Consider the following 11,130-nt stretch of genomic DNA (forward strand, 5'->3'; position numbering starts at 1 on the left):
CGGGCCGCCGAACGAAGTCGACACCTATGATCCTCTCGACACGGGGTGCCCGGTAGGAGGGCTGAGATCACACCCGTCGAACCTGCTCTAGTTCGTACTAGCGAAGGGATGTCCGAATGACGATGTCTGCTGTTCCACCGCCGCGAGTGCTTTCCATTGCCGGTACGGATCCGACCGGCGGCGCCGGCATCCAGGCGGACCTGAAGAGCATTGCCGCGCATCGAGGCTACGGAATGGCGGTGGTCACGGCGTTGGTCGCCCAGAACACCTGCGGCGTGCGCAGTGTCCACCTTCCTCCGGCATCGTTTCTCACCGCTCAACTCGAAGCGGTCAGCGACGATGTCACCGTCGACGCCGTCAAGATCGGCATGCTCGCCGAGACCGATCAGGTGCAAGCCGTCGCCGAATGGCTTGCCGCGGTCGCGCCCCCCGTGGTTGTGCTCGATCCGGTCATCGTCGCCACCAGCGGCGACCGGTTGCTCAGCCGCGAGGCCGAAGGCGCGCTCGAAGACCTCATTCCCCAGGTCCATCTGATCACGCCGAACGTTCCCGAACTCGCAGTCCTCAGCTCCACGTCTCCGGCCGACTCCTGGGAGGAACTGCTCGGGCAGGCCCATGAGATTGCCGATCGCTACGGGGTGGCGGTGTTGGCCAAGGGCGGACATCTTCCTGGAGACACCGTCTACGACACCGTCATAGACCCAGCCGCGGGTGAGGAGGATGCGCTCGTGGTCGGCAGTCCCCGCGTACTCACCTCGAACACGCACGGCACCGGTTGCTCGCTGTCGGCAGCCATGGCTACCCTTCGACCACAGCGAGAAACCTGGGATGCCGCGCTCGAGGATGCCAAACGGTGGCTCACCGCAGGCATCGAAGCGGGCGGGGAGCTGCATGTCGGTCGCGGCCATGGCCCCATCCACCATTTCGTCGATCTGTGGACGTGACCTGCTGTCGAGGAACAATGTTGCCGTGCGCGCCGCCCTCGAGCCGGGTGGCAATCCCGGGCAGGCTCGTGAGTTGCCCGAAGTGACAGTGAAGTTCGACGGACAGGCACAGCCGGGGTAGTCTTGCGACGGACTCGACACGGGGTGCCGGAAACGGCTGAGAGACAGACCCGTCGAACCTGATCTCGATCATGCGAGCGAAGGGATGCCGAGCCGGCGCGGCCGTGTGGTCCGTCGCTGCGGTAAACCCCTTTCCACCGAAGGGAAACAACACACAATGCTCCTGCAGAACCAGACGGTACTCGTCACCGGCGCCGGGCGCGGTCTCGGTCACCACCTCGCGCAGTCGTTCGCCGACGAGGGCGCCGCCGTCGTGGTCAACTACCGCAACAGTAGCGACGCCGCCCACGCCCTTGCCCGGAAGATCGGCTCGGACCGCGCTGTCGCGCTGGCCGCCGACGTGACCGACCCCGCCCAGGTCGGCGGCATGCTCGCGCAGGCCGGGAAACACTTCGGCCGACCGGTCACCACCGTGGTCAACAACGCGCTGCCCGACTTCTCCTTCAACGGCGACGCGCGCCGCAGAGCCGACGAGATCGGCTACGGCGATTTCGCCGCTCGACTCGACGGCATCGTCGGCGGCGCCGTCAACACGATCCAGGCGGCGCTGCCCGGCATGCGCGAGGCCGGCGGCGGCAGCGTCATCAATATCGGCACCAACCTGTTCCAGAACCCGGTGGTGCCGTATCACGACTACACCGCCGCCAAGGCAGCATTGCTGTCGCTGACCCGCACGTTCGCGGCAGACCTGGGGCCCGAAGGCATCCGTGTGAACATGGTCTCTGGTGGGCTGCTGCGCACCACCGACGCATCGGCAGCGACCCCCGAGGAGGTATTCGACCTGATCGCCGCCTCCACGCCCCTGCGGAAGGTCACCACCCCGGAGGACTTCGCTGCCGCCGTCCTGTTCTTCGCTTCCGACTGGTCGCGAGCAGTCACCGGTCAGAACCTCGTGGTCGACGGCGGGCTGGTGATGAACTGATGCCGGCGCCCCGCACCCTCCATCTCAATGCCTTTCTCCACGGTGTGGGCCACCATTCGGCGGCGTGGCGGCATCCGACATCCGCGGCGGAGCGAATCGGGGACATCACCTACTTCGAGGAACTCGCCCGGACAGCCGAGCGTGGCTGCTTCGATGCGGTGTTCTTCGCCGACGGACACTGCGTGAATCCGAGCTACACGGCCGGGACCACGTGGTTTCTCGAACCCCTGACCGCGCTGTCCGCGATGGCGCGCGCGACGAAACGCATCGGGCTGGTCACCACGGTGTCCGCGAGCTTCTACACACCGTTCCATGCGGCGCGGATGCTCGCGTCGCTGGACCACATCAGCGGTGGACGGGCCGGGGTGAACATCGTGACCTCGATGTTCGACGCGGAGGCCCGCAATCACGGGCTCGACGCTCTGCCGGACCATGCCGAGCGTTACGGCCGCGCCGAGGAGTTCATCGAGGTGCTGACTGCGCTGTGGGACTCGTGGGACGAGGCCGGCATCGCCGTCGATCGCGCCGCCGGTCGATACCTCGACGCCGACGCCATCCGTCGGATCGAGCACCGCGGTCAGCACTTCCGCGTCGACGGTCCGCTCACCGTCCCGCGCTGTCCACAGGGGCGTCCGGTGCTGTTCCAGGCAGGAGCGTCGGAGGCCGGACGCAACGTCGCAGCGCGGCACGCCGAAGCGGTGTACTCGGTTTCGTGGGATTCGGCCGCGGCGCTCGACTTCGCCACCGATCTGCGTGGCCGCGCTGCCGCCGCCGGACGAGATCCCGCGTCGATCGCGATACTGCCGGGCCTCGTCCCCTATGTCGGTCGCACCGAGGACGAGGCCCAGGCGAAGAAGGCGACGTTGGACGCGTTGATCGACATCGACGCCGCGCTCGCCCAGCTCGGCGTCTTCACCGGTCAGGATTTCACGGGCCACGATCTCGACGCGCCGGTGGCCGACCTGCCGCCCATCGATCAGTTCTCCGGCCCCCAGGGCCGCTACGCGACGGTGCAACGGATCATCGAATCGCACCGGCCCACACTGCGTGGACTGCTCGGCTACCTCGCGGCCGGAGGAGGGCACGCGACGATGATCGGCACGCCCGAGGCGATCGCGGATCGGATCGAGGAGTGGTTCGTCGCCGGCGCCTGCGACGGATTCAACCTGATGTGTCCGGCGTATCCGGATTCGCTGGACGACTTCGTCGACCTGGTAGTCCCGGAACTGCAGCGCCGCGGCCTGTTTCGCGTCACGTACCCGGGAACGACATTGCGCGACAGTCTGGGACAGTAGTCCTTCGCGTTGAGGCGCTCGGGTTCTGCACTGCGCGGTCACAGGTCCTACCTGTCGAGCACCCGCCCGACGAAGCCACCGAGTCGAGTCGCGAGATGGCAGATCCGAGCCTCGGTGGGCAGTGCTCGATCGGGCTGACTGCCGGGCAGTGGCAGCAGCTCTCGCACATACAGTGAGCACGCGAAGTTGCTGCACATGTAGGTTCCGATGCTGTTTCCGGCTTTGCCGCCGGCGCCGGCCTTGCGCGCCGTGAACAGCGCCGTTCCGCCGATGCGGTGGACGGCGTGGCAGATTGTGCACATCGTGCTGCGCGGCCGGGACCTGTCGGTGTCGGCCTGTCGCAATTCGATTCCGACCACCTGCTCGGCGTACTGGGCAATCAGGTACGCGCGAAGCGGGGCTCGGGGGTCCGTCCAGCCGAAGAAGTCGAGTTCCGCCCAGCGCACCGAGTCGAAGTCGGGTGGGAACGTCACCGTCCTGATCCTGCTGCGCGAGCTGTTGACGAACGATCCGAGGATGTCGTCGCGGGACAGTGCCTGCATCACCATTTTTCCTTCCACGTTTGATTCATGAAACATGTGAAGTATAAACTCGTCGGCATGGGTCGCCACAAGGATGTCGAGCGTCGGCGCGCACTCCTCGAGGGCTGTTGCGCCTACGCCGAGGAGCGCGGGCTGTTCGGTCTCACTCTGCGTCCGCTGGCCGAGCGGCTCGAAACGTCGACCAGAAATCTCCTCCACCACTTCGGCAGTCGTGAGAACCTGATCGCCGAGATCGTCGACCGCACTCTGGTGACCCATCTGGCCGCGTCGCGGGAGCTGCTCCTGCGGATCCGCGATCTCTCGGCGGACGAGTCGTCGCCGTCGGTGACCGCCGCCCACGTGACCTCCGTGATCTCGCAGGGGCTCGAGATGGCCTGGGTAGACGCGCACACGCCGGGTGGGCGCCGGCGAACCGCCATGTTCTTCGAGATCTATACCGCAGCGACGCGGGATCCCGAGCTGCAGCAGACATTCCTCGTCCCCGTGGTAACCGAATGGCTCGACCCCATGGCCGCGGCGATCGAGGCCGCGGGCGCGTCACCGGGCGCGGCACGGTCCGTCGCCTCACGCATCCTCGCGGCCCATCGGGGTCTCCTCCTCGAGGATCTCGCGCTCGGCTGCAACGTCGCCACCGATGCAGCGCATCGGGACGCCGTCCTGGCGGTTCATGCCGAGATCTCCCGTGCGACTTCCCCTGGCGAGCACGAGGTGCATGACGCGGCGAGGTGAGCGACCCGCCGGCCGTTCGTCATGCTTCCGATTCCCCGCTGTTCCGGGCTTTCCCGGTGCCGCCGGCCTGCGTGGTATCGAGCCCCGGCTCGATCAGCGGACCTCCGTGGGCGACCCTTCTCACCGACCGCGTAATCCTCCGGCACCGACCGGTCTTGCTAACGATAACGATTGTCAGTAGCTTCTGTGTCGCTGGGTACTGCGGAGGATGCGAACGGAAGGCCACGTGTGGCACACCTACTGCTGGTGGAGAGTTGGGTCGGAGCAATGGGAACGTTGCTGCCGAGAGCGATTGCCGACCTGGGAGTCGAGTTCACTTTCCTGACCCGACGACCGGAGCACTACCCGGACACCCTGCCGGACGGTTCCCCGCATCCGCTGCGTCTCGGTCGTGCGGTAGCGACTGCCGAGACCAACGATCCGGCTGCCGCACTCGAGGCGGCGCGGCGGATCGATGCCGAGGCAAGGATCGACGGCGTCCTCACCAGCTGCGACTACTACCTGCCGACCGCCGCGCGAATTGCCGCCGCACTCGGACTTCCCGGTCCGGCACCCGAGGCGATCGAGACGGCCTGCGACAAGGCGCGCACCCGGGCGGTGTTGGATTGCGTCGGTGTCCCGGGGCCGCGGCATACCACCGTGTCGGTCGACGACCCGATCCGGCTCCGTACCGCGGCCGAGTCGGTGGGATTCCCCTTGGTGGTCAAGCCCATCGATCTGTGTGCGGGAATGTTCGTGCGACGCGCGGACAGTTGGCTGGATGTCGAGTCGGCGGTGGACGCACTGCGGGGATTCGAGGTCAATGCGCGTGGGCAGCGGCGGAGTCCGGTGGTGTTGCTCGAGGAGTTCCTCAACGGTCCGGAATTCAGTGTGGAGAGCTGGATTTCGCGCGGCAAGGTTTACACGATCGGCGTGACCGACAAGAGCCTGGGTGGGGTGTCGGGTTTCGTGGAGACCGGGCACATGTTCCCGGCCGACCTGGCAGAGCGGGACCGCGTGAAAGTGGTGGCCGCCGCGGAGGACGCGATCGATGCGGTGGGTCTCGATCACGGGGTGGTGCACACCGAACTACGCCTGACCGCCGCCGGGCCCCGGATCATCGAGATCAATCCACGGCCGGCCGGCAACCAAATCACCGAGCTGATCCGGCATGTGAGCGGAGTCGACCTGCCGCGGGTGGCGGTCGAGCTCGCACTGGGACGCGAGCCGATTCTCCCGACGATCCCGGACGAGCACCGTGACGGCGGACGGCCCTCGAGCGCAGCCGTGAGCATGCTGGTGCCGACGAGGGCGGGTGTCGTCGCCGGAATCGAAGGAATCGACACCGTCACAGCCGATCCGGCAGTGGTCTCGGCGGCGTTCAAGGGGCCCGGTCACCGAACCACGCCGGGAATGGACAACAACAGCTACCTGGGCAGCGTCGTCGTCGTCTCGCCGGAGCGGTCCGGGGCCCGCCCGTTGGCCGAGCGCCTGTTGTCGTCGATCTCCGCCACATACGGCGAGGAGCCGGCGTCGTGACTGCCACCTCAGCGATCGGTACCGCGACGAACGGTCGCCTGGCTGCGCTTCTCGAACGCTACCGCACCGACCCTGCCCGGCGTCCCCCGCGCGACGTGGTGGTGTCGGTTGCGTTCACCACGTCACAGGGGGCACGGCACAGCGGGCGCAGTGGTGGCTACCGCAACCAGGTGATCTCGCTGCGGGTCGGGGCTGCGACGGGCTCGTGCGCGGTCGAGTCGGGCTCGGTGGACCCGGAGATCGTGCACGCCTGCGCAGGGGTGGCGGTGACCGATCTGCTGCACCATGCCGAGATCGCCGTGCAGATCGCCGCACTCGACGCCTACCTGACGCACCGGTGCCCGCACGCGGGTGAGCCTCGCGCAGTGACGGTGCAGCTGGATTCCGGGGATTCGCTGCAGCGCTCGCTGGCCCGGGCGCATCACGTGACCGGACTGGTCGACGCTCCACCGGGCGGGCGGGTGCTGGTGATCGGAGTGGTCAACTCGCTGCTCGTCAGCTTGCGCGAGCGCGGGCTGCGGTACGTGCCGTGTGATCTGAAGGGCGGCACCACCGAGTGGGGTGAGCCGATCGTCACCGACTTCGCCGAGCATCTCGACGAGTGTGATGCGGTGCTGGCCAGCGGAATGATGCTGGGCAACGGCACCGTCGACACGTTGTTCGCGCGGGCGGCAGCGTCCGGCCGGCGGCTTCCGGTCGCGATGTTCGCCCAGAGTGGCGCCGCGGTCGCCCGGGAGTTGCTCGGCCGCGGCATCGACGCGCTCTCGGCCGAGCCGTACCCGTTCTTCTGGCTCACCGGGGACGCCGGCCCGATCTACCTGTACCACGGGTCGCGGGCACGATGACCGTGATCGATTCGCCGGCGCGGGTGGGGAACAGCCCACTCGTGCGCATCCTCACCCCGGTGCCGAACCCGCATCCGGGCTACTTCGCGAAGATCGAGTCGCTCGGCTTCGGTGGGCTCAAGGCGCGGTCGGCCCTGTCGATGCTGGTCGGTGCCCGGCGACGCGGGCAGCTGCGGGACGGCGCGCGGATCGTCGAATCCACCAGCGGCACTTTGGGGGTGGGGCTGGCATACGTAGCACAGCCACTCGGCCACCCCGTCACCCTGGTGGTGGACTGCGAGCTCGAGCCCGCCATGCGCAATCTGCTGTGCGCGCTGGGTGCCACCTTGGAGATCGTGGACCGTCCGCACCCGGAGGGCGGGTGGCAGCAGGCCAGGCTCGACGTCCTGCACCGGATTCTTGCCGCCGACCCGGATGCGTACTGGCCCAACCAGTACGACAATCCCGACAACGCCGTGGGCTACCACGGGCTCGCCGACGAGATCGTCGCGGGCCTGGCCACACAGGGTATCGAGCGGGCCGAGGTGCTTGTGTGCAGTGTAGGCACTGGCGGCCACAGCAGCGGAGTGGGTCTGCGGTTGCGGCAGGTGTGGCCGGACCTGCGGATCATCGGGGTCGATGCGGTGGGGTCGACGATCTTCGGACAGCCCGCCACCTGCCGGGTCATGCGGGGACTGGGTAGCAGCGTGCATCCGGGCAATGTGCGATACGAGATGTTCGACGAGGTGCACTGGGTCGGCCCGCGCGAGGCCGTGCACGCCTGCCGCAGCCTGGCGCGGGAAGGCTTCCACACCGGCGGCTGGTCGACGGGTGCGGTGGCCACGGTGGCCGGGTGGGCGGCCACCCGCTGGCCGGGCCCGGTGGTCACCGTCTTTCCGGACGGCCCCGACCGCTACCTGCGCACCATCTTCGACGACGACTGGTGTGCTCGGCACGGCCTGCTCGCTCCGCCGCGAACACATCCGCACGAGATCGCCGAGTGCGGGGACCCGGCGGAGTGCTGGACTCGGTGCGAAGCCGTGCGGGCCCCGCACCCGGGGGCGAGGGACCGGATGGAGACGGCGCGATGAGCCTGACCTGGTCGGTGAGCACCCTTGCCCTGGCCCGGCCGTTCCGGATCAGCCGGGCGGTGATGTCGTCCCGCCAGGCGGTCACGGTCACCGTGACCGACCCCGACACGGGATCGTGCGGCCGCGGCGAGGTCGTCACCTCCGTGTTCGCGGGCCTGGACGTGCACCTCATCGAGACCCAGCTGCGGGCAGTCGCGGCGTGCTGCGGTGCCCCAGGGATTCCCGAAACGATCCCGGCGCAGGTGCACCCGGCGGTCGCCGGCGCCGTGTGGTCCGCCGTCGCCGACTACCGGGCACGCGTGAACAGGCAGACGGTCGCTGCGCACCTCGGACTGCCGCTGTCCGCCGAGATCCCGATCTCCCGCACCCTCGGAATCGGTGCGCCCCAGGACATGGCCGCCGAGGCCGCCGAGTTGTCGCAGCGCGGGTTCACTCTGCTGAAGGTCAAGACCGACGCCGACCCGACCGAATCGGTCCGGCGGCTGGCCGCCATCGCCGCTGCCGCGCCAGGCGTGGATCTGATCGTCGACCCGAACGAAGCGTGGACCGCGGCCACCGCCCTGTCGGTGCTCGCCGACAGCGGTGGTCTGCCGGTCGTCGCGCTCGAACAACCACTGCCGGTGCACGACCGAGACGGAATGCGGGAGCTGCGCAGCCGCACCGATCTTCCGCTCGTCGCGGACGAGGCGGTCCACGACCTGGCGGACCTGGACGAGCTGACCGGCCTCGCGGACGTGGTGAACATCAAACTCGCCAAGTGCGGCGGCATCTACCGCGCCCGCGCACTGGCCGTGGCGGCCGGCGCGCGCGGAATGGAGGTGATGCTCGGCTGCCTGGTGTGCAGCTCGCTGGGTATCGCCCCCGCAGCGCAGCTGGCGTCCCTGGCCCGGTGGTGCGATCTGGACGGGCACCTCCTGCTCGCCCGAGATCCGTGGACCGGCCTCGGGGGTGAAGACGGAAAGCTGCGTCCGAGCGGCCTGCCCGGACTCGGCGTGTACCGGTCCGACAACGAGGAATCACGATGACCGCCACCGACTCTCCGGCAGGGACATTCGCTCTGCTGCGCAGCTTCCCCCGCTCGGTACAACTGCTGGTGCTCAACCAGTACGGCGTCAACACCGGCTTCTACATGCTGGTGCCGTACCTGTCGATGCATCTGACCGGGAACCTGGGTCTGTCCCTGGCGATCACCGGCCTGGTCCTCGGGGCGCGCACCCTCAGCCAGCAGGGCTTGTTCTTGATCGGGGGCACCGCTGCCGACCGGCTCGGACCCCATCGGGTCATCATCGCCGGCTGCGCACTGCGGTCGGTGGGCTTCGCGGTGTTCGCTCTGGGCACCAGCGTGCCGCTGCTGCTGCTCGCCTCCGTTCTGTCGGGATTGGCTGGGGCTCTGTTTAATCCGGCCGTGCGCTCCTACATCGCGGTCGCCGAGCCTCGGCGCCGGGCGGAGGCGTTCGCGGTCTTCAACGTCTTCGCACAGGCGGGGGCATTGTCGGGACCGCTGATCGGCAGCGCGCTGCTGACGGTGGACTTCCGTACCGTCGCCGTCGCCGCGGCGGTCGTCTTCGCCGCCCTGACCCTGGCGCAGTGGCGGTTTCTGCCCGCCCACCCGGTGGACCGCGCCGAGACGACGGTGCTGCGCGGCTGGGGTACGGTGCTGGCCGACCGCCGGTTCGTGCTGTTCACGGTGGCCATGCTCGGGATGTTCGCCCTGCAGACGCAGATGTACCTGGTGTATCCGGTACTGGCCGGGCGGATCACCGACTGGAGTGGAGCTGTTGCGGTGCTGTTCCTGTCCACCACCGTCTTCGGGCTGCTCACCCAGGTGCGTCTGACTCGATGGTTCGATCGCCACACCAGCCGCGGCACCGCCATCGCGGCGGGACTGATCCTGATGGGTGCCGCGTTCGTGGTGGCACTGCCGGTCCTGTGGGGCGCACCCTCCCCCGGGGCGGGACGGATCGCGTTGGCGCTGGCGCCACTGGTGCTCTCCGCCCTGATCCTCGAAGCAGGCATCCTGATCGCGCAGCCGTTCGTGATGGAGATGATCCCGGCATACGGGGCGTCGAACATCTCCGGGACTCTGTTCGGGATGTTCTACCTGGTCTCCGGGCTGGCTGCCGCCGGCGGAAACGCGCTGATCGGGTACGGCCTCGACCTGGGCAACGGGTGGCCCGGCGCGCTGATATGCATCGCCCTCGCGTGGGGCTCGGCCACCGGAATCTGGCTGTTGCACCGCCGCGGCCTGCTCGCCGACCCGGCCGGAGCACGGACATGACCGCGGCTGAGTCGGCTCGGAACTTGTTGACGGACAACCCTGCCCTGTACGAGGCACGATTTCCCGATCCGGACCACAGTGCCGCCCGGTTCGTCGACGACATTCTCGCGACCTACCTGACCTCCGACGCTCCGGCGCCGCGGACACACCCCGCGACGGTGCTGGACCTGGGCTGCGGCACCGGCCGCGACCTGGGATACCTGGCCCGACGCGGATACCGCTGCCTGGGCATCGACCAATCCCCAGCGATGGTGCGATTCGCGCAACACCAGTATCCCGGTGTGAGAGCCGCGGTCGGCGACCTGCGCACCTTCGAGGTCGACGCGGGCGTCGACGCCATCGTCTGCCTCGACAGCGCCCTGCTGTACTGCCACACCGACGCCGAGCTGGAATCATGCCTGCGCTGCTGCCGCAGGCACCTACGTCCCGGTGGGCTGCTGATCGCCGAAATGCGCAACGGCGCCTTCTTCCTCGGCAACACCGAACTTCTCGACGAGCCCACCCACTCGTCCTTCTCCTGGCACGGCCGCACCTGGCGGGCCGAGACCACCTTGTGGATCGACCACGCCGCCCAGCTGCTACGCCGCCGTCGGCAGTGGCAGATCCCGGAATCCGCCGAGCCCCTCGTCCAAACCTCGGCGTGGCGGTTGCTGTTTCCGCTGGAGCTGACCGGCCACCTGCAGCGCGCCGGGTTCGCGGTGCGGGCCCTGTTCGACACACCCGGACCCCGTACCGAGACCGGCTGGCCGGGGCGCTCAGCCCTGACCGATCTCGCCGGCACCGCACTCTGCGGAGACCGGATCCACGTGATCGCCGAGGCTCTCTGACTCACCCTCACGCTTCACCTCGACCCCTCGATCCATTGCT

The 11,130-nt window shown here is 68.5% G+C and carries 11 protein-coding genes and 2 riboswitches; of the genes, 10 read left to right on the forward strand and 1 reads right to left on the reverse strand.

Going from position 1 to position 11,130, the window contains the following annotated elements; all coding sequences use genetic code 11:
* Positions 1-31: 31 nt before the first annotated feature.
* Positions 32-126, forward strand: a riboswitch (TPP riboswitch).
* From thiD to QYS60_RS01355, 3 genes are all read left to right on the forward strand, one after another.
* Positions 117-944 (forward strand): bifunctional hydroxymethylpyrimidine kinase/phosphomethylpyrimidine kinase, encoded by an 828-nt coding sequence (gene thiD / locus QYS60_RS01345; RefSeq protein WP_371382206.1) that lies wholly within the window; start codon positions 117-119, stop codon positions 942-944. (Overlaps the previous riboswitch by 10 nt.)
* 130 nt (positions 945-1,074) lie before the next feature.
* A riboswitch (TPP riboswitch) is annotated at positions 1,075-1,167 on the forward strand.
* A 54-nt stretch (positions 1,168-1,221) separates the two neighbouring features.
* Positions 1,222-1,986, forward strand: coding sequence for a 3-oxoacyl-ACP reductase (locus QYS60_RS01350; RefSeq protein ID WP_371382207.1), 765 nt, complete (start codon positions 1,222-1,224; stop codon positions 1,984-1,986).
* Complete coding sequence (locus QYS60_RS01355; RefSeq protein ID WP_371382208.1) at positions 1,986-3,281, forward strand: LLM class flavin-dependent oxidoreductase; 1,296 nt, start codon at positions 1,986-1,988, stop codon at positions 3,279-3,281. The genes QYS60_RS01350 and QYS60_RS01355 overlap by 1 nt, the downstream gene beginning before the upstream one ends.
* A gap of 47 nt (positions 3,282-3,328) precedes the next feature.
* Here the strand turns inward: QYS60_RS01355 and QYS60_RS01360 are convergent, their stop codons facing one another.
* Positions 3,329-3,823 (reverse strand): FBP domain-containing protein, encoded by a 495-nt coding sequence (locus tag QYS60_RS01360; protein WP_371382209.1) that lies wholly within the window; start codon positions 3,821-3,823, stop codon positions 3,329-3,331.
* Positions 3,824-3,880: 57 nt separating this feature from the next.
* Here QYS60_RS01360 and QYS60_RS01365 point away from each other — a divergent pair, with 57 nt between their 5' ends.
* The 7 genes from QYS60_RS01365 (at position 3,881) to QYS60_RS01395 (ending at position 11,090) form a co-directional block, all read left to right on the forward strand.
* Complete coding sequence (locus QYS60_RS01365; protein WP_371382210.1) at positions 3,881-4,552, forward strand: TetR family transcriptional regulator; 672 nt, start codon at positions 3,881-3,883, stop codon at positions 4,550-4,552.
* Between the two features lie 228 nt (positions 4,553-4,780).
* Positions 4,781-6,070, forward strand: a complete 1,290-nt coding sequence (locus QYS60_RS01370; RefSeq protein ID WP_371382211.1) for an ATP-grasp domain-containing protein — start codon at positions 4,781-4,783, stop codon at positions 6,068-6,070.
* Positions 6,067-6,915, forward strand: a complete 849-nt coding sequence (locus QYS60_RS01375) for a hypothetical protein (protein ID WP_371382212.1) — start codon at positions 6,067-6,069, stop codon at positions 6,913-6,915. The genes QYS60_RS01370 and QYS60_RS01375 overlap by 4 nt, the downstream gene beginning before the upstream one ends.
* Positions 6,912-7,985 (forward strand): PLP-dependent cysteine synthase family protein, encoded by a 1,074-nt coding sequence (locus tag QYS60_RS01380; RefSeq protein WP_289378052.1) that lies wholly within the window; start codon positions 6,912-6,914, stop codon positions 7,983-7,985. Before QYS60_RS01375 ends, QYS60_RS01380 begins: the two co-directional genes overlap by 4 nt.
* Complete coding sequence (locus tag QYS60_RS01385; protein ID WP_289378051.1) at positions 7,982-9,010, forward strand: enolase C-terminal domain-like protein; 1,029 nt, start codon at positions 7,982-7,984, stop codon at positions 9,008-9,010. Before QYS60_RS01380 ends, QYS60_RS01385 begins: the two co-directional genes overlap by 4 nt.
* Complete coding sequence (locus QYS60_RS01390; protein ID WP_289378050.1) at positions 9,007-10,263, forward strand: MFS transporter; 1,257 nt, start codon at positions 9,007-9,009, stop codon at positions 10,261-10,263. Before QYS60_RS01385 ends, QYS60_RS01390 begins: the two co-directional genes overlap by 4 nt.
* Positions 10,260-11,090: a trans-aconitate 2-methyltransferase gene (locus QYS60_RS01395; protein ID WP_289378049.1), complete on the forward strand. Its 831-nt coding sequence runs from the start codon at positions 10,260-10,262 to the stop codon at positions 11,088-11,090. Before QYS60_RS01390 ends, QYS60_RS01395 begins: the two co-directional genes overlap by 4 nt.
* Positions 11,091-11,130 lie beyond the last annotated feature (40 nt).

Origin of the sequence: Rhodococcus sp. GXMU-t2271 (assembly GCF_041414735.1) — a bacterium.
GTDB classification, from domain to species: Bacteria; Actinomycetota; Actinomycetes; order Mycobacteriales; family Mycobacteriaceae; genus Rhodococcus; species Rhodococcus indonesiensis.